Raw genomic sequence first — 20,784 nt, forward strand, 5'->3', positions numbered from 1 at the left:
GAAAAGGGCGCTAATACATCGCGCCCTTCTGTTTTCGATCTGTATCAGATTGGGGATTATAGCTGGCCATCCTGCAAGCTGATTTCATCCAAAGACAGTGAAAAACTAGGGATAAAAATCTGCAGGAAGTAGTTCACTTCCGGCAGAGCGTAGCCTTCCAATACCGCTTCCAGACGTTTTTTCGCCAGCACAAACTCATGATTGCCTGCGGAGAGTTCCTCCAGAGTTTTGACATAAGCACAGACTGTATCTGCAGCCTTCACCAGCAATTTTTCATCCGGCGAATACTGCTCGGACAGCAGCAACGACTGATAAAAAGGCTGTAGTTTTTCCGGCAACATCGACAGCAGCTTTTGCTCAGCAATACGTTCTATCTTCTTGTATTCCTGCGCAATTTGCGCGTTAAAGTACTTCACAGGTGTAGGTAAATCCCCGGTCAGTACTTCACTGGCGTCGTGAAATAACGCCAGTGTTGCCACGCGTTCGGGTTGCACTTCACCTGCAAAGATTTCACGACGAATAAGCGCCAACATATGAGCCACCACAGCAACCTGATGGCTGTGCTCAGCAACATTTTCGGTATTGACGTTACGCATCAGCGGCCATCTGTTAATCAACTTCATCCGAAACAGATGAGCGAAAAAATGGCTTGGCTGTTGAGATGCGTTTTCTTGCTCAGCCTTTACGCTTCCACTGTTGTGATCAGTATCCATTATTGTTGATACCCTGGTAAAAACTGCGCTAAGCGACCAATGGCCATTTCCAGCTGTTCTTTATGGGGTAAAAACACGATACGGAAATGGTCCGGCTCAGGCCAGTTAAAAGCCCGGCCATGCACCAGCAGCACTTTATGTTGACGCAAGAAATCCAGCACCAATAGCTCATCGTCTTTGATTTTGAATTTTTTACGGTCCAGTTTAGGGAATAAGTACATAGCGCCTTTAGGACGTACACAGCTGATGCCGTCAATGCTGGTGACCAGTTTATGCGCTAAATCCATCTGATCATATAAACGACCACCAGGCACTATCAGCTCGTTAATGCTCTGATAGCCGCCTAAAGCGGTTTGCACTGCATGCTGACAAGGCACGTTAGCACAGAGTCGCATCGAGGCCAGAATATTCAAACCTTCGACATAGTTTTTTGCCAGATGTTTAGCGCCGGACAATAAAATCCAGCCGACGCGAAAACCTGCAATACGGTAGTTTTTCGATAAACCACCAAAGGTCAGCATAAATAAGTCGTCGGTTAACGAAGCTGTAGTGACATGTTCTGCGCCGTCATACAAAATTTTGTCGTAAATCTCGTCACTTAACACCACCAGCTTATGCTCGCGGGCAATGGCTAACAGATCTAATAAAAAGGCTTTGGAGTAGACAGCGCCCGTCGGGTTATTTGGGTTAATCAGCACCAGAGCTTTAGTTTTTTTAGTGATTTTGGCGCGAATATCGGCTAAATCAGGAAACCAGTCTGATTGTTCATCACAGCGGTAATGCACAGCGTTACCGCCGGCCAGATTCACCGCAGCAGTCCAGAGCGGGTAATCAGGGGAGGGGATCAACACCTCATCGCCGTTATTTAAAAGCGCCTGCAACGACATCAGAATAAGTTCAGATACGCCATTGCCAATATACACGTCATCCGCATCTGCACCTAAAATGCCACGTTGCTGGTAATACTGTGCCACTGCAACCCGCGCAGGATAGATGCCCTGTGAGTCGCTGTAGCCTTGTGCTGTAGGCAGGTTATGGATCACGTGTTTTAAAATTTCATCCGGCGCTTCAAAACCAAAAGGCGCGGGATTACCAATATTGAGCTTTAAAATACGCTGACCTTCTTCTTCCATCCGCTTGGCTTCACGAGCCACCGGGCCCCGAATGTCATAACAAACCCCATCTAATTTTGTCGAGCGCTCAATTGGTTTCATACCGCTACCCTTATGTCTCCGTCTATTGTTCCCCGTTGTACTTGAAGCCGCAGCTTTGTTGACTGCGCTCTTCGCCCTAGTCACATAGGACAAAACTATGCTCCTAGGGTCTCAATCACTTGTCGCCGCGCTGCAACTCCAATTACTTAGGGTTAATTAGTAAAATCTTTGCTTACACCTTTTTACACGCCTAGACGTCTTTTGCAAGTATGATTGCAAAAAAAAGCGGGAAAATCAGGAGCTTTATGACAAGTCTGCGTACTATCCCTGTGGGCGCCGTGGTGGGCTGCGAGATTTTTCAGTTTTTTGAGCACACTGGTATTTATATAGGCGACGGACAAATAGTTGAGCTGGCAGGCTCTGGCCTGGTACGTTCTTTATCCTTTAATCGTTTTCTGGCAGACCGATCCGGTGCTGAATTAATTTTTGCCGCTACACCAGCAGGTGACATCATAGGTTCAGAGATTGCGGCAAACAGAGCTATAGAAAAGATTTACAGCTATCAGGATTACGATTTACTAAGGAATAACTGCCACCGTTTTACGTACAGTTGTATCAGTGGTGATTCCTTGCCGCTAACCAGCTTTTTTGATTTAAAGCAGGCGTTAGCAACATACTGGCGCTTTACACCAAACTGGATCCATACCCGTCTTACTTGAAGCCGCAGCTGTGTTGGCAGCGTTCCTCGCCCCAGTCACATAGGAACAACTATGCTCCTGGGGTCTCTGTCACTTGCCGCCTTGCTGCAACTCCAATTACTTAGGGTAGATAAAGCGCCTTCAAGGTTGTTTTAGTGATAGTTACTGGTTATCGCGCACTTCAATATCACCCACACCTACATTGGCTTCCAGTTCTTTTTTACCTTCGCCATGCAGCTGGCTTGAACTGGTGACCAACACCTGATCACGTTCATAGCGTCCTTTGCCACCTTTTATCGAGGTGTCACCTACACCAGCGTCCAGTTTAATGGAATCGAACAAGCTGGTATCAACGTCAATATCTACTTCACCCACGCCTAAATCGACATTGATATCCGAAGTCAGATCGTCAATTTCAACTGAGCCTACACCTAAGTTTAACGACACCGCCATATCGGCTGGCATAGTCACAGTCCAGTTTTGTTCTACGTCATCGTCATCTTCCAAATCGACTTTCAGTTTTAAGGTAGAACCATCGTCACGTATGCTGATTTGTGCATCGGATAAATCACTACTGCGGCCAAGCCAGTCTTCGTCTGGTTCAAGCTCAACCACTAAGCTGATTTCAGAGCCTTTAGATACTTTGACATTAATTTCACCAACCGGAACGTCCAGCACCAGTTTGCTGAAACTTTTAGCATCAATGGTCTTTTCCAGCACTTTGACGTCGTCCGCCATTGCAGTTGTTGCAGATAAAGCCATCACCAGGGCAGAAATTAAACTAAGTTGACGCATGTTATTCTCCTTTTTTCATTGTTATAGCAGAGTATGCAGTTTTCTTGCCATTTAATTTTCCATTTAAAAACATGGCCTTATGTAATGGGTGGTGATGCTGCCTCATCATTTCGGCCATTTTGTGGTCGAAACTACCACCAGATCTGGTTAGAATACGCGCCATTGTGGTCTCGCTGATATCAATAGCAGTGGTGGGATCGGATAAAAGGCGAAATCAGGGTATCGCATGAAAAAAACAGAACAGAGCTTTTGGTTGGTGTTATGGGTGGTCGTGCTTTATGCCGTAGCTTACCCATGGCTAAAGCCTGCTCCTGTGGAAGACATTGCTTCATTAGCTGATTGGCAAATGCCGTCAAAGCTGGAAGCACTGGATGCAGCTGATCAACGTAAGTTGTTAAAACGACTGGCTTATCCTGTCGCTATGCCAGAGTTGTTGCCTGTCCCTGACTTTGAACAATACAAAGATGTGGTAGAGAAGAAAAAGGCATTTTTTGACTACTTATTGCCTTTTATTGAACGCGAAAACGCCAGGTTATTGCATATTCGCCAGCAAATCATTGAAGTCCAGCAGAAGCTGCAACAACAAGAACTGACAGTGGAAGAGTATGCCTTTATTTATAGTTTGTACGACGAGTTCAAATTAGATTACCCGGACGTTGATGCTGAAGGCTTTCGTTTGCTGTTAAGCCGTGTCGATGCCATACCTGCTGATTTAGTCTTGATCCAGGCAGCGAAAGAATCAGGCTGGGGTAGCAGTCGTTTCGCTCTAGAAGCTTATAATTTCTTTGGCCAGTGGTGCTTTAAAGCCGGTTGTGGTGTAGTGCCACAAAAACGCAGCGCAGGAAAATACCATGAAGTCGCAGTATTTCCTCATGTGGCTGCTGCTATTAATAGTTACTTTTATAACCTCAACACTTTTTATGTGTATGAAGATTTACGTCAACTCAGAGCAAAACGCCGCGCTGAAGGCGAAGTAGCCGGGCATCATCTGGTGACAGGGTTGAGCCGGTATTCAGAGCGTGGACTGGACTATGTCAAAGAAATCCACACCATGCTTAAAGCCAATACTAAACATATAGACAGCTAATGATGAAACCTTATGTTCTGGCCAGCCTGCTGGTTGCTTTTAGTGGTTCAGCTGTGGCTGATACCGTATTTAATTACGATGGCTTTTACTCCCGGATGAAAAAGAGTGAAAAGGTCGAGTTCAGCGATATTACGCTGGCTTTTATACTGCAAAAAGCCGGCACCACTGAAGTCTGTACTGTGGATAAAGCATTAATCACTACAGATATTTCTGAAGCTCCTTTAACTATTGCTGGCAACGGTGAACTGATGCTGCCTTTTGACGAGATGCTGAATGTACAAAAAGCGCTGATCGTTTTAAAGCAGCCTGAAGGGGCTGCAGCTTGTGATTTAAACTTTAAGCTGCGCAGTAAGATGCCTGTGCCGCAACAAGCGACTGTGGCTCAGCTGCGTAAATTACAGGGCCAGTTTGATGAGCTTTTGGATTCATTGGCAGGTTGGGGCAAATACTGGTTACCTGATGTCTCAGGTCTAACTGTGCATTTTGCCTCAGAAGTGGTGGCGCAAAGCTCTGATGCAGCTTTGAGTCAGCAGCTGTTGTGTGAGCAAAACCGTTGTCGACTCTTTTTACCGGCGACATTAGCTGATACTGCAACAGTACAGTTTTCTAAAGTGCCGGATCACGCTACACCTTTATTACTGCAGCCTTAATTCGATGACGGAGTTGGTGCTTTATCTGCTGACCCACAGCAGGGAGTTACAGAAAAGCACCAACACCGGCGCTTTAGTGGTGCAGGCGCTCTCCGCTTCACTAAAGATCAGGGTTGAGGTGATTGAATGGCAGCGCAAAGCCGCTGATCAAAGGTTGTTAGTTTTATCTGAGAAGCAGCAACTGGGTTTAGTGTATCCCTTGCAAGCGGATACAGCTCAAGCCTGTTATCTGCTGCAGCAGGGCCAGTATCAAGCTCAAAATCCCGCTGCTTTTACAGAGCTGCCTACTCGTCAGAATGGATCTATCAAGCACTGGGTTTTGTTGGATGCAACCTGGCAGGAAGCGGCTAAAATGCTCAGACAAAGCCCTTATTTGCGGTCTTGTTACCGCCTTGCGCTCAAACCTGATACGCCATCTGTGTATGCACTACGCCGTAATCAAAGGGACGGGGCCTTGTGCACAGCAGAAGTGGTGATGGAACTGCTGCAGCAAACAGGATTCGAAAATGAAAAAGAGCAGCTGATGCTGCTCTTTCAAGAATTTAATAAGCGCTAATGATGGCGCGCGGGATGGGATAAACCCATCCCCTACAGTAGTTCAACAAATTGTACTTTGTCAGCTGCAGGTTCGTCTTCATCCTGCAATAAGCCAACTGGCACTTTTGGTACATCAGGTTTATCAAAGGCCATATCGCCTTCAATAGCTAAAGGGCTATCTTTACTGATGCCGGCAAAATCAAATAAATTTCTGTCAATCATGTGAGAGGGCACAATATTCTGCATGGCCTGGAACATGGTTTCGATACGGCCAGGGAAACGTTTATCCCAGTCCTGCAGCATTTCTTTCACCACCTGACGCTGCAAACCATCCTGCGAGCCACATAAGTTACAAGGAATGATCGGGAACTCACGGGCAACCGAATACTTTTCAATGTCTTTTTCACGACAATAAGCCAGAGGGCGGATCACTATATGTTCGCCATTGTCGCTGATCAGCTTAGCCGGCATAGATTTCATCTTGCCGCCGTAGAACATGTTTAAAAACATGGTTTCAATCATGTCGTCGCGGTGATGGCCCAATGCAATTTTTGTGGCGCCCAACTCTTTGGCTGTGCGGTATAAAATGCCCCGGCGCAGGCGTGAGCATAAAGAGCAGGTGGTTTTGCCTTCAGGAATTTTGTCTTTAACAATAGAGTAGGTGTCTTCAGTCACTATCTGAAAATCCACACCAATACGAGTTAAATAGCCAGGCAGAACATCGGCTGGAAAGCCCGGTTGTTTCTGGTCAAGATTCACCGCCACTATGGAAAACTGAATAGGGGCAGATTGTTGTAAATTCAGCAGAATATCCAGCAGGGTATAACTGTCTTTGCCGCCGGACAAACACACCATCACCTTGTCGCCTTCTTCAATCATATTAAAGTCGGCAATAGCCTGACCTACGCCACGGCGCAGGCGTTTGTGTAATTTGTTCAGGTTATATTGTGCTTTGGCTTCTGCTGCATGTGACATAAAACAACGACCCTACGGAAAAATGGCGCGTAGTATAACCAACTACGCGCCACCTTTATATACCCGTCGCACTTGAAGCTGCAGCTTTGTTGACTGCGCGCTCTCGCCCCAGTCACCTATTCGATAGGTCAGCTTTGCTCTCTGGCGAGCATCCGCCTCATTCCATAGACACATAGGACTACTATGCTCCTGGGGTCTCATGCACTTGTCTCCTCCCTGCAACTCCAATTACTTGCGTATAGCTATGGAGCTGGTGGGAATTTAATGTTTTGCCAGTGGGCAAACAAAACCTGCAGGTTTTACCGCCAAAACATCACAGTCAAGTCTGTCTATCACATGCTCTGCTGTATTGCCGATAATAGCGGCTGATAAACCAGTGCGCCCTATAGTGCCTATCACCACCATTTCGGCGTCCAGTTGTTGGGCTAATTTGGGGATCACATCTTCTGGCATGCCTTCGAGTACATGAGTCTGAGCCGAAGGTAGTTCAAATTCCAACGCCAGCTTTTGCACGGCCTCCAGATGGTGAGTTTTCATCGTCTGGTTGTATTCCTGCGGATTAAATTCAGGAATTTCAATGGCAATATTCACAGGCGTACCCGGGAAGGCATTAACCAGCTGCACTTTGCCATTCAGCAGCGCTGCCAATTGTTTGGATTGCTGAATAATACGCTGGTTCAGCGAACTGTGATGTGTTTGCTCACTGCCAGCATTGACCGCAGCTACTATATTGCCATGTTCAGGCCATTCATGATCTTTGACCAGTAATACAGGGCAAGGGCATTTGCGCAAAATATGCCAGTCGGTTGGGGTGAATATCATGGATTTGAGCACATCGTGATCGTGTGTGCCTTTGATCACCAGACTGTATTCTTTTTCCAGCACAGCCTGCACTATGGCTTCAAAAGGCCTGTTATGCCAAACCACCTGAATATCAATGTTCAGACCTTGCTCCCTGTAGTCTGCAATCAGTTCGCTGATCCAGAGTTCACGGTCGTTAATCACAGCCTGGCGCATAGACTCACGCTCTTCGCCGGATAACATGGTGGTCATCTCGTAAGAAAAGTCGTAAATAGACAAAAAAGCCGTCAGTTGACAGTTTTGCAGTTTGGCCAGTTCAACAGCCCGGGTCAGGGCTTTTTGTTCAGCCACTGAAGGGTCTAGTACTACCAGTACTTTAGGATATAAGGTCATATCATGCTCCTGCTAAGCTAAGGCTTACCCTGTAAGTGTAGCCAAGGTAGCGAAGGTAGGCTGATAAGTCCTTGTGCTGGATCAACAAAACCCTTGTTACTGTGGGTCTGTTGATCTGTCAGCGAGCTATAGCGGAACCACCAGCCAGTTTACTTAACGCATCCGGATCGCTGATACAAATCAGCTTGCCATCCACGTGTATTAAGTCGTCCTTATGGAATCGACCTAATAAACGGCTAATAGTTTCAACCGTCAGGCCTAAATAGTTACCTATTTCACCCCTGGTCATACTTAAACGGAATTCTTTTTTGGAAAAACCACGATTTGCGAAACGTTGTGCCAGATTAGTTAAAAAGGCTGCCAGCTTTGCTTCAGCGTTTTTACGGTTCAATAACAACAACATTTGTTGATCGCCGCTGATATCCTGACTCATCAGGCGCATCATCTGCTGACGCAGTTTTGGCAGTTCTCCCATCAGCTGATCCATCTGATTGTAGGGAATTTCACAAACCATAGCGGTTTCCAGTGCCTGAGCAAAACTTGGGTGTTGTTGCTCACCTATGGCGTCAAAACCTATCACGTCACCAGGTAAATGAAAGCCGGTAATTTGTTCTTCACCGGATTCAGTTAAGGTGAAAGTTTTAAAAGAACCGCTACGCACCGCATACAAAGAGTGCAGGGCTGTACCAGCTTCTATCAAAAAGTCGCCTTTGTGCAGAGGTTTTTTGCGTTCGATAATATCGTCCAACGTGTCCAGTTCGGCATTATTTAATGTAAAAGGCAGGCAAAGCTGACTAAAACCGCAATGTTGGCAACTTAAATTTGAACCGGACATAAGGTATTCCTTTTTGACGACTTCCCCAGCTTAGAAAAGTCGCGGCGCTAATGCAATAGCTATAGTGTAAAGTGCATACAAGGCCAGTAATAGAGCCGCACTGGCTCTGACCCAATGTTTATTTTTAAATCGACTCAGGCTACGGGCAAAACTGCCGACCGCCAGCATAGCAGGTAAGGTACCAAGGCCAAAAGCACACATCAGTAGTGCACCTTGCAAGGCACTGCCGCTGGCCAGACTCCAGCCTAAACTGCTGTACACCAGACCACAAGGTAAAAACCCCCAACATAGACCATAAGCTAAGGCTTTTGGGCTGCTATCCAGAGGCAACAACGCTTTGGAGAATGGTTGTATTCTGCGCCATAAAGCCGATCCCTGTTTTTCAAGAAAGGTTAACGCAAACCACAAACGAGCGACGTAAAAGGCCATCAGTAACAGCATCAAACCCGCCAGTAACTTCAGCCAGAATAAACTGATGCCAAGTTTTACCAGCACTGCTGCACCAAAAGCCCCGGTCAATGCTCCCAACAGGCTATAGGTTGTTAAACGACCCAGGCTGAGCATCAGCTGAAGTCTGAGTTGCTGTAACAGATTTAATTGAGGCATAGAAAGTTGCAACGCACTGGCTATACCGCCGCACATCACCAGGCAGTGACTACTGCCTAAAAAACCTATGCTCAGGGCAGCAAGTAGGTTAAGCGTAAGTTCTGGACTCATTGTGGAGGTTGTTTATCCGGATCCGCTTCAGGTTTTACGGCTTTGTTGTTTTCTTCAAACAAGATGCTCATGCCTTCCTTGTTTAAATCATCAAACTGGCGGCTGCGCACTGCCCAGAAAAAGATGCCCAGCCCAATACAGACAAAAAGTATGGCGATGGGGATCAGCACATAAATAATACTCATGCTTTAAGTAACCTCAGGGAATTAGACACCACTAAAATAGAACTGAACGACATTCCGATGACTGCAATATAAGGCGACACAAACCCCATCACGGCGAGTGGAATAATCACCAGATTATAACCTACTGCCCACCACAGATTTTGTTTTACGATACGTTGCGCCAGTAAAGCACCTTCAATCAGTTCTTGTACTAAATTCAAATCATTATGCAGTAATACCACATCGGCCTGGTTTTTGGATAAATCAGTGCCTGAATCCAGTGCGACAGACACATGGGCGGCATGAAAACAAGGACTGTCATTAATGCCATCACCTAACATCAGTACCTTATCGCCTTTTGCCACGGCCTGGCGAATATGTTCAACTTTTTGCTCTGGACTACAACCTTTAAAGACCTGATCAAACTGCAATTGCTGCTGTACTTCTTCCACTTGAGCAGAAGAATCGCCTGTTAGCATCGACACACCCAAGCCGCGTTGTTTTAACGCTTTAACAAGAGCTGGAACTTCAGGACGTAAAGCGTCTGACAGTTTGACGGAGAACACCAGTTGATTATTGATACTGCAACAGACGGCGGCATCAGTTTCAGCTTGTACGCCACAAAATGCAGCGCTGCCGACTTTTACATCAGCGCTTGTTCCATCATGTAGTACCCAGCGTGCTGATAAGCCAGAACCTACATGCACCTGCACCTGTTCAACTTTGAGCTGGTGTTTGAAGTCAGTGGTCAGATAACCCGAAAAGGCTTTGGCTATAGGATGCTCAGAATAAGTTTCAATGCGGGCAATAAGCGCTAACAGAGTAGCTTCGCTATACGCTGTGCCATGCAACTGAGTGTGCTGAATACTAAAACGGCCCTGCGTCAGACTACCGGTTTTGTCCAGAAAAATGGAATTGAGTTGTGGCAATATTTCCAGCACTTGCTGATTCTTGATCAAAATACCTTTGCGGTTCAAACGGGCTAAAGCACAGGTAATGGCAGTAGGTGTAGCCAAGGTTAAAGCGCAAGGGCAGGTGGCTACTAAGACAGATAAAGTCACCCAAAAAGCTCGGTCTTGATCCAGCCAGAAATACCAGAGTAAAAAAGTAGCAAAAGCGATAATCAACAAGCGCTGGATAAAGAAGCGTGCCAGTTTAGTGGTTTTTTCTACAATCTGCGGTTTCTGGTTCAGAGTTTGTTGCTGCAGTTCGATGATTTGGCCTAAACGTGAGTGGGCAAGCGCCTGATGCACTGTCACTTTCAGTACGCCATCATGGTTAATGCTGCCAGCCATTACGGTATCGCCGGCAGCTTTGTTCACCGCCTTGTATTCGCCGGTTAACATCGATTCGTCCACCGAACTTTGCCCCGACAACACTACGCCATCAGCAGCTATAGTTTCACCAGCCTGAACCAGAATGATTTGGCCTGCTTCTAAACGACGGGCCGAGGTAGGAACCAGTTCATCACCTTCCACCAGCCTGGCGGATACCGGCATGATTTTTAATAAATTTCCGGTGGCAGCCCGGGCTTGTGCTCTGGCGCGGAATTCAAAAAACTTACCCAGCTGCAGTAAAAATACAAACATACAGACGGATTCAAAATACACTTCGCCTGTATCGAATACAGTGGCATATGCGGACGCTATAAAGGTATAAAATACCGCCAGCGTCACAGGCACATCCATATTTAGTTCGCGGCCTTTGATAGCCCGCCAGGCGCTTAAAGTAAAAGGTTTAGCGCTGTAAAACACCACTGGGGAGGTCAGCAGTAAACTAATCCAACGTAAATAGCCTTCGAATTCGGGATCTATACCAGTGTACTCGCCAAAATACAGGCCAAAGGCCAGCATCATCACCTGCATACTCATAATGCCGGATACGGCGAGACGTTTTAAAAAGCGACGCAATTCGGCTTGCTGAACGGCTTCTTCCTGATCGGCCATAAAAGGCGAAGCCTGATAACCAAGCTTGTTGATACTATTGAGTAAATCACTGAGCTTAAGTTGTTTCACATCCCAATTGACCACACAACGTGCTGTGCTGGAGTTGACGCTGACGCTTTTAATAGCCGGATTTTTTTGTAGTTGTTTTTCAATCAGCCAGGCACAAGCGGCACAACTGATGCCCGCTATGGACAACTCAATCTGGGTTTGGTCTGCTTTATGTTGAGTCAGGTCAGAGAGTACTTCGGCGCTGTCATAATTAACCAGTTGTAATTGATCTGGCACAAGCTGGGCTTTGCTGGCTGGGGCAGTACGAAATTTATAATAATCGCCAAGACCCTGGTCGATAATGGTTTCAGCTACAGCTAAGCAACCAGGGCAACAAAATTGCCGTGGTTGTTGCTCTATGCTAAGGGTAAAGTCTGAACCAGCCGGTATGGCTTCATTGCAGTGAAAACAGCCTGTATACGACACTGTTAATATCCCAGTTTAAATTCACCTTGTTGTGGCAGCATAGCGCTCGCCCGTAATTTCCAGTCTTTGTGTTCATCTGATACCACCAGATTCCATTTACCTTCCAGCGTCTTAGGTAAAGTGGCGACATACAGATTTTCGCCGCTACGCTCTGCGGTAACGACAAAATCATTGGCTGCGATAGTGTTATGGAAAAACTCCAGCGACAGGTGCTGACCTAAGGTTTTATTCTGTTCAAACCTTACTATCACCTGATTGGCTGCAATCAAAGTGCTGGCATGTAAATTACGTAATTCAGCTTCGCGGTACTTGGCTAAATTCATATTAATAGCCCGGCCCTCTTTGTAGTAATCATCAATCACCAGGTCCGGATTGTTTTGCTGCATGATGTAAATGGTATGGCCACCTTTGATAAAGGAGACGATGGGGAAGGCGATCAACAACCAGGGCCACAGCTGTTTGTACCAGGGTTTTGTATCATGCAACATCAGGTATTCCTCTCTCAGATAGCAATAAGCCCCACAAAGCGGGGCTTATTGTAATGCACTCACATCAAAGATTACTTAGAACTTTCTTCAGGACGTGATAAACGGTAAACGTAAGCAGAGATAATATGGATTTTGTCTTCACCTAAAATCTCTTTGAACGCTGGCATCTGACCATTACGGCCTTTATTCAGCGTTTCTTCTACTGCACCGTGCGAACCACCATATAACCAGGTGTTGTCCGTCAGGTTAGGTGCGCCAAACGGCAGGTTATGGGCTAAGCTGCCTTTACCATCTGCACCGTGACAAGCTGCACACATGCCAAACTTCATTTTGCCGGCTGCCGCATCTTTATCATTCACCTTACGGCCTGACAGACTTAATACATAAGCTGTCATTTCTTTTACGCCTTGTTCACCCAAAGCTTCACCCCAGGCTGGCATGGCCGCTTTACGACCATACAGCAGAGTTTCTTTGATCTTGTCCGGCGTACCACCATATAACCAGTCATCGTCTGTCAGGTTAGGGAAACCACGCTGACCACGGGCGTCTGAACCATGACACTGAGCACAGTTTTGCAGGAACAAACGTTGACCTACTTTCAGTGCGTTGGTGTCGTAAGCCAGATCCAGAATGTCACGGCTGGTGTACTTAGCAAACTCTTTGGCATAAGTTTCGTTGGCTGCATCATATTCGCGGTCCAACTGCACGTTTTTGCCATCCAGTTTGTTTTGTTCTACAGCCGCTTTGGATTCAGCCAGGTTTTTAATACCCTGGTTTGAACTGGTCCAGTTTAAAAAGCCTTTGTAGTTACCTAAGCCAGGGTAGGCGGCAAAGTAATACACCGACCAGACGATGGTGGCGTAAAACATATAAGTCCACCATTTGGGCAGCGGGTTGTTAATTTCTTCAATGCCATCAAACTCGTGACCAGTCGCTTCACCTTCTTTCACGCCAACATGGTTTTTTAAGTTCCAGGTCAAAATGACGGTGCAGAATACGATACATCCAATGGATAAAATGGCGATCCAATAGCTCCAAAAGCTACTCATGATCCGACTCCTGTTTCTGTTGTTGTTTTGGTTTTTGGTCGTCTGCAAAAGGCAAATTTGCCTGTTCCTCGAAATCTGGCTTGCGTTTTAACACAAAAAGCCAGACCACAAGACCAATAAAACCTACAAACACTAGCACGGTGAAAATACTGTGTAGGGTTGCAATATCCATCATAGTTACTTCAGCGCTGTGCCAAGGGATTGCAGGTATGCAATTAACGCCTGCATCTCTGTTTTTCCTTTGACAGACTCAGTGGCTGCCGCTATTTCTTCGGCTGAATACATCAGGCCGTCTTCATCGTTCGGCGCCATTTTGCCTTTGGTTAACTTGTTAAAGATTTCCATCTTCTTCGGAGTTAACTCGCCATCCAGCGTATTTGTCTCCAACCATGGAAAGCCTGGCATATTCGACTGAGGCACTACGTCACGTGGGTTTCTCAAATGGGCAATGTGCCAGTCATCGCTATAACGACCGCCAACACGGGCCAAATCAGGACCAGTACGTTTTGAACCCCATAAGAATGGATGTTCCCATACACTTTCACCGGCAACAGAGTAGTGACCGTAGCGTTCCACTTCATGGCGGAAAGGGCGGATCATCTGACTGTGGCAGTTCACACATCCTTCACGGATATAAATGTCACGGCCTTCCAGTTGCAATGCTGTGTAAGGTTTTAAACCGTCCACAGGTTCGGTGGTTTCTTTTAAAAACAGCAGAGGAGTGATTTCAACCAGTGTACCAAAACTGATTGCCAGCACTGTGCCTATGGCTAACCAGCCTGCACTTTTCTCAAAAAATTCATGATAGTTCTTAGACACAATAAGCTCCTTACGCTGCTTCAGCTACTGGTTCCAGAGCACCATCTTTCGCTCTGATAGTTTTCACAACGTTATACGCCATGACCAGCATACCTGTGACTACAAAACAGCCACCGATAAAACGCATCAGGTAAAACGGGTAAGAGGCTTCTAAGCTTTGTACAAAGCTGTAAGTCAGTGTACCGTCAGTGTTGACTGCACGCCACATCATGCCTTGCATAATGCCGCTGATCCACATAGCAACAATGTACAGAACCACGCCAATAGTGTGTAACCAGAAGTGGGTGTTAATCAGCTTAATGCTGTACATCCGGCCCTGGTTATAGATATTCGGGATCAGGTGGTAGATAGCGCCGATAGACACCATAGCAACCCAACCTAAAGCACCTGAGTGAACGTGACCTACTGTCCAGTCAGTGTAGTGCGATAAGGCGTTTACTGACTTGATCGCCATCATCGGACCTTCGAAAGTCGACATGCCGTAGAAGGACAGAGACACAATCAGGAAACGTAAGATAGGGTCAGTTTTCAGTTTATGCCAGGCACCAGACAACGTCATGATACCGTTGATCATGCCACCCCAGCTTGGTACAAACAGGATAACTGACATCACCATACCAACGGACTGAGTCCAGTCTGGCAGGGCTGTGTAGTGCAAGTGGTGTGAACCAGCCCAAATGTATAAAGCGATCAGAGCCCAGAAGTGCACGACTGATAAACGGTAGGAGTAAACAGGGCGGCCAGCTTGTTTAGGTACGAAATAATACATCATACCCAGGAAGCCTGCTGTTAATAAGAAACCTACAGCGTTGTGACCATACCACCACTGCACCATTGCATCCACAGCACCAGCGTACACTGAGTAAGACTTGGTGAAAGAGACAGGCACAGCCATGCTGTTGACTATGTGTAAGGCAGCAACAGTGATAATAAAACCACCGTAGAACCAGTTCGCTACATAGATATGACTGGTGTTACGTTTGACTAAAGTGCCAAAAAACACCACAGCGTACGAAATCCAGACCACAGCAATCAGAATGTCAATTGGCCATTCCAGCTCAGCATATTCTTTACTGCTGTTACCTATACCCTGAGGCAAGGTGATAATTGCGGCGATAATGACTGCTTGCCAGCCAATAAAAGTAAACATCGCAAGCTTTTCTGCAAAAAGCCTGACCTGGCAGGTACGCTGCACCACATAATACGATGTGGCAAACAGAGCACTTGTACCAAATGCGAAGATTACTGCGTTAGTGTGAAGAGGACGAAGACGACTGTAAGTAAACCATGCCGTGTCGAAATTAAGTGCGGGCCAATACAGTTGCGCCGCAAGTAATACACCCAACCCCATACCGACAATACCCCACATAACTGTGGTGACGGCAAAAAGGCGGACAACGGTATAGTTGTAGTCAACATTTAACGATTTGGTCTGGCTCATGTTGAGTTCCGCTGCAGTTTATTGCTAGTGATTAAAAATTCACCCTAAGGTGACCCTTCTTATTGTTGATTAACAGTGTAGCAGCCTCCATGACTTGCAAAGCAACTAAACCCTTAACCATTTTGGGGCGAAATAATACGAGTTTTGCCTTTAAAAAGATAGGCAAAACAGCTGCTTTTATGATGTAGAACAATACTGCTGGTCGCAAAATAACCAATTACAGCAGTGTTTTGCGTTTGATAGCGGTGAGACGGTACACTTGCCATTCTTTATCTACGGAAAATTATCAGATGAGATTGCTTGTTCTGGCTTTTTATTTGCTTTGTCTGGTCAGTTGCTCAGAGGAAAAACCGTTACAGCAGCAAGATGTGTTGCAACTGCACAAAGATAAACAAGTCAGCGTTAGTTTAAGCCCGGCTGATGCGCCGGTTGAAGAAATTTTAAACTGGACTATCGAATTGTCGGACGGCTGGCAAATCAAACAGGCAGAAGTCACAGGGCTGTCTATGAGTATGGGCACTATACCGCTGTTGTTTAAAGCTGTGGCTGAAAAGCCTGCGCTGTATAGCACCGAAATGGTACTAGGAGCATGCAGTCAGCCCAGAATGAAGTGGCAATTGCAGCTTAAACTGCATCATGCCACCGAAGGGGAAAAGGTGTTGTTACTGCCTTTTTACTCCAGCTGGCCTGACTAACCCAAATAGCGGATTTGTTGTACTAGCTGCAATGGGGCTGTATTGGTCAGGCTCAGACGAGCGGTTTCAACACAAACAAAATCCAGATAACCCAAATCAGGTAAATCTTTTAATGCTGCCGCTTTTTCTGTCCAAGGATTCCACAACACACTGGCGTCATGTCCTTGCTGGGTGATCAGTACAGCATTTTCTTCTTGTCTTAAGGTCAGCTCATCAGCTGTATCCAGATAAACCCTGTCTACTTCTGCGGTGAACTTTAGTTCAGGCTGTTGCTGCACGAAACGCTCGCCTGCTTTTACTTTATCCAGGTAATCACCAGACAAGGAGCTAACAGAAACCTGATGCACAGAGTCCACGTTAAAATAGCTATGTAATGCAGCTTGCTGTAAACCTTGATCCGACTTTAGCGTCAGGGTTAAAGCCGCTTCAGTTAACTGCAGGGTCAAACTGACATAAGAAGGTGCGTTGGAATAAGGCAACGTTTTGCTTTCTATACGCAATTCAATGCTGACGGCGGTATCTGTGACTGACTGTTTCACTACTTGCCAGAGTTCAGTTCGGACTACACCATGATTCGGCAACTTTTGTGCTGCAGGGTTAAACTCCGCTGCTACAGGGCCAAACCAGGGCCAGCATACAGGCACTCCACCACGGATAGGGGTATTATTTTTCCAGGCCGCGTCTGGCGATAGGTAAATCGTTTCGACTTCTGCTTGTGGCTTATAAGACAGCAGGTGAGCACCATAACTACTAATCACTGCTGTGGCCTGACCACAGGTTAAAAGGTAACAGGGTAGGTCTTTTAAGTGGGCAAATCCTAAGTGCTGCGTAATGGCGTTGCTGGTCATCTGATAACCTCAAATTCAAGGGAAAGAAAAGGCGGCTAAAAAGCCGCCTCTGCAAAGAGTCTGAAGATTACTGACTATGTTTCATCAGTTCAACAGTGTTGTCCAGCATACGGTTACTGAAGCCCCACTCGTTGTCATACCACGCCATCACTTTCACCAGACGACCGTTTACACGGGTTTCACTGGCATCAAAAATAGAGGACATTGGGTTGTGGTTGAAATCGACTGATACCAATGGTAAATCGTTGACCGCTAATACCTGATTCATTGGGCTTTGCGATGCAGCTTTACGGATAATATCGTTCACTTCTTCCACTGTAGTGTTGCGACCGGCAATAAAAGATAAATCCACTAAAGATACGTTCAGGGTCGGCACACGCACTGCTAAACCGTCAAATTTACCTTTCAGCTCTGGTACTACTAAACCTACAGCAGCGGCTGCGCCAGTTTGAGTTGGGATCATCGACATTGCAGCAGCGCGGGCGCGGCGCACGTCAGTGTGATACACATCACTTAAACGCTGGTCGTTAGTGTAAGCGTGAATAGTGGTCATTAAACCTGATTCAATGCCTAAGGCATCGTTTAACGGCTTAGCGATAGGAGACAAACAGTTCGTGGTGCATGACGCATTAGAGATGATGGTCATGTCTTTAGTAATGACATCATGGTTTACGCCATACACTACAGTGGCATCCACATCTTTAGCAGGAGCAGAGATAATGACTTTTTTTGCACCTGCTGTTAAGTGAGCACCAGCAGTCTGACGGTTTGTGAACAGACCTGTACATTCCAGTACCACGTCGATATTTAATTCAGCCCATGGCAGGTTAGCCGGACTACGTTCACTTAAGGTCAGAATTTCATCTTTGTTAACGAAAATAGCTTTGTCTGAGTGTTCTACGTCAGCGAAGAAAATGCCGTGAGCTGTATCGTACTTCAGTAAATGGGCATTAATAGCGGCATCGCCTAAATCGTTTATGGCTACAACTTTGATGTCATAATTCTTCTTTGACTCATATAAAGCGCGTAAAACGTTGCGGCCAATGCGGCCAAAACCATTAATTGCTACACGAATTGTCATAACCTATCCCCAGACTGTAATTTAATTCTGTAATAAAATTACATTTTTTGTCATTCTTTTCAAGTGCAAAAAAGTTATGCATTCGTATTTTCTTAATCCGGACCTTGAATCTGGAGTAGACTGTGATAGTTAATTTTCCCTAACCATTTACTTTTTAGAGCAAAAAGCGGATCGCTGGAGCCTTTATGGACAAACAATTACTTTCTGATCTGATTGCCTTCACAGGCATAGAAACACAATTTACCGACGCATGGGGCAACCAATCAGAAGTCGCAGAAAAAAATTTACTTACTTTATTGGCAGCTCAGGGTTTTGCTGTTGATAACGATGCGCTGGCCCGCGAGCAATTGCTCGAACGCCAACAAGACCATTGGGAGCAGTTATTGGATCCGGTTTCCGTGCAAAAAGCAGGACAGGATACCCAGGTCGAACTGAAGTTACCTATAGTCTTAGCCAATACGCCTTTAGAGCTGGTGTTGACCACCGAACAAGGTAAAAAACACAACTTTACCGTGACGGCAACAGAGGATGCTGATTTAAATCAGGTGATGGTGTTTGACGGCGAAGAATATCAGCAATATCAATGGACTTTACCTGTTCTGCTTGAACAGGGTTATCACAGTTTAAGCCTGACTATAGGTGAGCTGGATTTTGTTCAGTCATTGATCATCACGCCATCTGCCTGTTTCCAGCCCGCCGAATTTAAAAAACAAAAACAATGGGGTGTATCTGTCCAATTGTATTGTGTGCGCTCGGAGCAAAACTGGGGTATAGGTGACTTTGCTGACTTGCGTTTCTTACTTGGTCATTTGGCCAAACAAGGTGCCGATTTTGTCGGTTTGAACCCTATCCATGCGCTTTACCCAGCCATGCCGGAATCCGCCAGTCCTTATAGTCCATCCTCACGTCGCTGGTTAAACATTATCTATTTGGCTGTGCCTGAAATGCTTGGTTTTGACCAATGCCAGCAGGTAAAGCAGCTTGTTAATGCACCAGGATTTAAGCAACAGCTGGACGCTGCGCGCGCAGCGGAGTGGGTGGATTACACCGCAGTAACCCGTTTGAAGCTGCCAGTGTTAAAGGCTTTGTATCAATGGTTTACTGAACATCAGGCAGAACATGCTGAACTTGCGCAGGCATTTTCTGTATTTAAACAACAATCTGGTGAAAGTTTATTACAGTTGGCGCTTTATGATGCAATTCACGCCCATTTGATCCAAAAAGATATGCATGCATGGGGCTGGCCTGTATGGCCCGAAGCCTGGCAAAGACCAGATAGCGATGAAGTGCTGACTTTTGCCAAAGAACATGCGCATGAACTGGATTTTTACTGTTATCTGCAATTTATTGCCCGTGAACAGCTGGCAAAAGCTCAGGCCTTTGCCAAAGAGCAGGGCATGTTATTAGGTTTGTACCGCGACTTGGCGGTTGGTGTCAGTGAAGCTTCAACAGAAATCTGGGGTAACCCGGAGCTGTATTGCCGTGGTGCCAGCGTAGGCGCGCCGCCGGATATTTTAGGTCCTAAAGGCCAGAACTGGGGTTTACCTCCTATGTTGCCTTATCAGATGTTCCAGCAAGCTTACCGGCCTATGATCGATTTGTTCCGCGCCAATATGCAGAACTCTGGTGCGCTGCGTATTGACCACGTAATGGCATTATTGCGTTTATGGTGGGTGCCTAAAGGGGCTGAAAGCGCAGGCGATGGGGCTTACATCTATTACCCAATTCAGGATTTGTTAGGTATTTTAGCCCTTGAGTCGCAACGCCATCAGGTGGTGGTGATAGGGGAAGACTTAGGCACTGTGCCTGATGGCATTCGTGAAATACTGGCTGAATATGGCATGTACTCTTATCGGGTGTTTTTCTTTGAAAAAGCTGAAGACGGTGGTTATGTATCGCCTTCCCATTACCCTGTACAGGCGATGGCTACTTTGACGACCCATGATATGCCAACCTTAATAGGCTACTGGCATTGCGGTGATTTGAATTTAGGCAAAGAAGTTGGTTTGTATCAGGACCATCAATTACCTGCGTTATTCCAGTCTCGTCATGAAGATAAGCAAAAGATTTTAAATTCGTTGCATGGGCATCAGATGCTTGACCCGAATTTCAGCCATAGCGTGGATCAGGTGGGAATGAGTACAGAGCTGAGTTATGCCATTCAGCGTCATGTTGCTAAAGGCTCCAGCCAGTTGTTGTGCCTGCAGCTGGAAGATTGGATGGAAATGACTCAACCAGTGAACATTCCCGGCACCAGCAATGAGTACCCTAACTGGCGGCGTAAATTAACCATGACGCTGGAACAGCTGGCACAACAGCAAAACGTCAATCAATTGCTGCAAGACCTGACCCGCCTGCGTCGCAGTTAACGGACAAAAGGAAACACTATACGCCACACTTTTGAGGCCATAGCACTGAGCTAAA

22 protein-coding genes are annotated in these 20,784 nt (G+C 46.2%); 6 read left to right on the forward strand and 16 right to left on the reverse strand.

Features of this window, described 5'->3' with window-relative positions; translation table 11 throughout:
• Positions 1-56: 56 nt before the first annotated feature.
• Both yfbR and OM978_RS10680 read right to left on the reverse strand, forming a co-directional pair.
• Positions 57-713, reverse strand: a complete 657-nt coding sequence (gene yfbR / locus OM978_RS10675; protein WP_264346866.1) for a 5'-deoxynucleotidase — start codon at positions 711-713, stop codon at positions 57-59.
• Positions 713-1,927 carry a pyridoxal phosphate-dependent aminotransferase gene (locus OM978_RS10680; protein ID WP_264346867.1) on the reverse strand — a complete coding sequence of 405 codons (1,215 nt, stop codon included), beginning with the start codon at positions 1,925-1,927 and terminating at the stop codon, positions 713-715. The genes yfbR and OM978_RS10680 overlap by 1 nt, the downstream gene beginning before the upstream one ends.
• A 245-nt stretch (positions 1,928-2,172) precedes the next feature.
• Here OM978_RS10680 and OM978_RS10685 point away from each other — a divergent pair, with 245 nt between their 5' ends.
• Positions 2,173-2,586, forward strand: a complete 414-nt coding sequence (locus OM978_RS10685; protein ID WP_264346868.1) for a lecithin retinol acyltransferase family protein — start codon at positions 2,173-2,175, stop codon at positions 2,584-2,586.
• 141 nt (positions 2,587-2,727) lie between these two features.
• On the opposite strand, the gene OM978_RS10690 is transcribed toward OM978_RS10685, so the two are convergent.
• A complete protein-coding gene (locus OM978_RS10690; RefSeq protein WP_264346869.1) occupies positions 2,728-3,360 on the reverse strand; it encodes a hypothetical protein in 633 nt (210 codons plus the stop codon).
• Between the two features lie 226 nt (positions 3,361-3,586).
• On the opposite strand from OM978_RS10690, the gene OM978_RS10695 reads away from it, so the two are divergent.
• From OM978_RS10695 to OM978_RS10705, 3 genes are read left to right on the forward strand one after another with little or no spacing between them, the layout of a single operon-like run.
• A complete protein-coding gene (locus tag OM978_RS10695) occupies positions 3,587-4,447 on the forward strand; it encodes a glucosaminidase domain-containing protein (protein ID WP_264346870.1) in 861 nt (286 codons plus the stop codon).
• On the forward strand, positions 4,447-5,097 hold the full coding sequence (locus tag OM978_RS10700; RefSeq protein ID WP_264346871.1) for a DUF2987 domain-containing protein: 651 nt from the start codon (positions 4,447-4,449) through the stop codon (positions 5,095-5,097). Before OM978_RS10695 ends, OM978_RS10700 begins: the two co-directional genes overlap by 1 nt.
• A 4-nt stretch (positions 5,098-5,101) precedes the next feature.
• Entirely contained in the window at positions 5,102-5,653 is a 552-nt protein-coding gene (locus OM978_RS10705; RefSeq protein ID WP_264346872.1) for a DTW domain-containing protein, read from the forward strand.
• Between the two features lie 32 nt (positions 5,654-5,685).
• Here the strand turns inward: OM978_RS10705 and ttcA are convergent, their stop codons facing one another.
• From ttcA to ccoN, 11 genes are all read right to left on the reverse strand, one after another.
• Positions 5,686-6,609, reverse strand: a complete 924-nt coding sequence (ttcA, locus tag OM978_RS10710; RefSeq protein ID WP_264346873.1) for a tRNA 2-thiocytidine(32) synthetase TtcA — start codon at positions 6,607-6,609, stop codon at positions 5,686-5,688.
• A gap of 261 nt (positions 6,610-6,870) precedes the next feature.
• On the reverse strand, positions 6,871-7,803 hold the full coding sequence (gene uspE, locus OM978_RS10715) for a universal stress protein UspE (RefSeq protein WP_264346874.1): 933 nt from the start codon (positions 7,801-7,803) through the stop codon (positions 6,871-6,873).
• 118 nt (positions 7,804-7,921) lie between these two features.
• The gene (fnr, locus tag OM978_RS10720; RefSeq protein WP_264346875.1) at positions 7,922-8,638 is read right to left on the reverse strand and encodes a fumarate/nitrate reduction transcriptional regulator Fnr; all 717 of its coding nucleotides are present in this window, start codon (positions 8,636-8,638) and stop codon (positions 7,922-7,924) included.
• Between the two features lie 30 nt (positions 8,639-8,668).
• On the reverse strand, positions 8,669-9,355 hold the full coding sequence (locus tag OM978_RS10725) for a sulfite exporter TauE/SafE family protein (protein WP_264346876.1): 687 nt from the start codon (positions 9,353-9,355) through the stop codon (positions 8,669-8,671).
• A complete protein-coding gene (gene ccoS / locus OM978_RS10730) occupies positions 9,352-9,540 on the reverse strand; it encodes a cbb3-type cytochrome oxidase assembly protein CcoS (RefSeq protein WP_264346877.1) in 189 nt (62 codons plus the stop codon). The genes OM978_RS10725 and ccoS overlap by 4 nt, the downstream gene beginning before the upstream one ends.
• Positions 9,537-11,939: a heavy metal translocating P-type ATPase gene (locus OM978_RS10735; RefSeq protein ID WP_264346878.1), complete on the reverse strand. Its 2,403-nt coding sequence runs from the start codon at positions 11,937-11,939 to the stop codon at positions 9,537-9,539. The genes ccoS and OM978_RS10735 overlap by 4 nt, the downstream gene beginning before the upstream one ends.
• Before the next feature lie 2 nt (positions 11,940-11,941).
• Positions 11,942-12,427: a FixH family protein gene (locus OM978_RS10740; protein ID WP_264346879.1), complete on the reverse strand. Its 486-nt coding sequence runs from the start codon at positions 12,425-12,427 to the stop codon at positions 11,942-11,944.
• A gap of 71 nt (positions 12,428-12,498) precedes the next feature.
• Complete coding sequence (gene ccoP / locus OM978_RS10745; protein WP_264346880.1) at positions 12,499-13,476, reverse strand: cytochrome-c oxidase, cbb3-type subunit III; 978 nt, start codon at positions 13,474-13,476, stop codon at positions 12,499-12,501.
• Positions 13,469-13,651, reverse strand: a complete 183-nt coding sequence (locus OM978_RS10750) for a cbb3-type cytochrome oxidase subunit 3 (protein WP_343897391.1) — start codon at positions 13,649-13,651, stop codon at positions 13,469-13,471. Before OM978_RS10750 ends, ccoP begins: the two co-directional genes overlap by 8 nt.
• Positions 13,652-13,653: 2 nt before the next feature.
• Positions 13,654-14,295 (reverse strand): cytochrome-c oxidase, cbb3-type subunit II, encoded by a 642-nt coding sequence (ccoO, locus tag OM978_RS10755; protein WP_264346881.1) that lies wholly within the window; start codon positions 14,293-14,295, stop codon positions 13,654-13,656.
• A 10-nt stretch (positions 14,296-14,305) separates the two neighbouring features.
• The gene (gene ccoN, locus OM978_RS10760; RefSeq protein WP_233007085.1) at positions 14,306-15,736 is read right to left on the reverse strand and encodes a cytochrome-c oxidase, cbb3-type subunit I; all 1,431 of its coding nucleotides are present in this window, start codon (positions 15,734-15,736) and stop codon (positions 14,306-14,308) included.
• 290 nt (positions 15,737-16,026) lie between these two features.
• Here ccoN and OM978_RS10765 point away from each other — a divergent pair, with 290 nt between their 5' ends.
• Positions 16,027-16,431 (forward strand): hypothetical protein, encoded by a 405-nt coding sequence (locus OM978_RS10765; RefSeq protein ID WP_264346882.1) that lies wholly within the window; start codon positions 16,027-16,029, stop codon positions 16,429-16,431.
• Here the strand turns inward: OM978_RS10765 and OM978_RS10770 are convergent.
• Entirely contained in the window at positions 16,428-17,279 is an 852-nt protein-coding gene (locus OM978_RS10770) for a D-hexose-6-phosphate mutarotase (RefSeq protein ID WP_264346883.1), read from the reverse strand. The genes OM978_RS10765 and OM978_RS10770 overlap by 4 nt on opposite strands.
• A gap of 67 nt (positions 17,280-17,346) precedes the next feature.
• The gene (gene gap / locus OM978_RS10775; RefSeq protein WP_233007088.1) at positions 17,347-18,360 is read right to left on the reverse strand and encodes a type I glyceraldehyde-3-phosphate dehydrogenase; all 1,014 of its coding nucleotides are present in this window, start codon (positions 18,358-18,360) and stop codon (positions 17,347-17,349) included.
• A gap of 185 nt (positions 18,361-18,545) precedes the next feature.
• Here gap and malQ point away from each other — a divergent pair, with 185 nt between their 5' ends.
• On the forward strand, positions 18,546-20,729 hold the full coding sequence (gene malQ / locus OM978_RS10780; RefSeq protein WP_264346884.1) for a 4-alpha-glucanotransferase: 2,184 nt from the start codon (positions 18,546-18,548) through the stop codon (positions 20,727-20,729).
• Positions 20,730-20,784 lie beyond the last annotated feature (55 nt).

This window comes from Rheinheimera sp. MM224 (assembly GCF_947090785.1).
In the GTDB taxonomy this organism is placed as follows: Bacteria; Pseudomonadota; Gammaproteobacteria; order Enterobacterales; family Alteromonadaceae; genus Pararheinheimera.

Coding starts and splice junctions, on each gene's coding strand:
- gap (WP_233007088.1), bottom strand. CDS start 18,360: ATGACAATTCGTGTAGCAATTAATGGTTTTGGCCGCATTGGCCGCAAC.
- OM978_RS10705 (WP_264346872.1), top strand. CDS start 5,102: ATGACGGAGTTGGTGCTTTATCTGCTGACCCACAGCAGGGAGTTACAG.
- OM978_RS10770 (WP_264346883.1), bottom strand. CDS start 17,279: ATGACCAGCAACGCCATTACGCAGCACTTAGGATTTGCCCACTTAAAA.
- OM978_RS10680 (WP_264346867.1), bottom strand. CDS start 1,927: ATGAAACCAATTGAGCGCTCGACAAAATTAGATGGGGTTTGTTATGAC.
- ccoN (WP_233007085.1), bottom strand. CDS start 15,736: ATGAGCCAGACCAAATCGTTAAATGTTGACTACAACTATACCGTTGTC.
- ccoP (WP_264346880.1), bottom strand. CDS start 13,476: ATGAGTAGCTTTTGGAGCTATTGGATCGCCATTTTATCCATTGGATGT.
- fnr (WP_264346875.1), bottom strand. CDS start 8,638: ATGTCCGGTTCAAATTTAAGTTGCCAACATTGCGGTTTTAGTCAGCTT.
- OM978_RS10750 (WP_343897391.1), bottom strand. CDS start 13,651: ATGATGGATATTGCAACCCTACACAGTATTTTCACCGTGCTAGTGTTT.
- ttcA (WP_264346873.1), bottom strand. CDS start 6,609: ATGTCACATGCAGCAGAAGCCAAAGCACAATATAACCTGAACAAATTA.
- ccoS (WP_264346877.1), bottom strand. CDS start 9,540: ATGAGTATTATTTATGTGCTGATCCCCATCGCCATACTTTTTGTCTGT.
- OM978_RS10725 (WP_264346876.1), bottom strand. CDS start 9,355: ATGAGTCCAGAACTTACGCTTAACCTACTTGCTGCCCTGAGCATAGGT.
- OM978_RS10740 (WP_264346879.1), bottom strand. CDS start 12,427: ATGTTGCATGATACAAAACCCTGGTACAAACAGCTGTGGCCCTGGTTG.
- OM978_RS10695 (WP_264346870.1), top strand. CDS start 3,587: ATGAAAAAAACAGAACAGAGCTTTTGGTTGGTGTTATGGGTGGTCGTG.
- OM978_RS10685 (WP_264346868.1), top strand. CDS start 2,173: ATGACAAGTCTGCGTACTATCCCTGTGGGCGCCGTGGTGGGCTGCGAG.
- malQ (WP_264346884.1), top strand. CDS start 18,546: ATGGACAAACAATTACTTTCTGATCTGATTGCCTTCACAGGCATAGAA.
- OM978_RS10690 (WP_264346869.1), bottom strand. CDS start 3,360: ATGCGTCAACTTAGTTTAATTTCTGCCCTGGTGATGGCTTTATCTGCA.
- OM978_RS10765 (WP_264346882.1), top strand. CDS start 16,027: ATGAGATTGCTTGTTCTGGCTTTTTATTTGCTTTGTCTGGTCAGTTGC.
- uspE (WP_264346874.1), bottom strand. CDS start 7,803: ATGACCTTATATCCTAAAGTACTGGTAGTACTAGACCCTTCAGTGGCT.
- yfbR (WP_264346866.1), bottom strand. CDS start 713: ATGGATACTGATCACAACAGTGGAAGCGTAAAGGCTGAGCAAGAAAAC.
- OM978_RS10700 (WP_264346871.1), top strand. CDS start 4,447: ATGATGAAACCTTATGTTCTGGCCAGCCTGCTGGTTGCTTTTAGTGGT.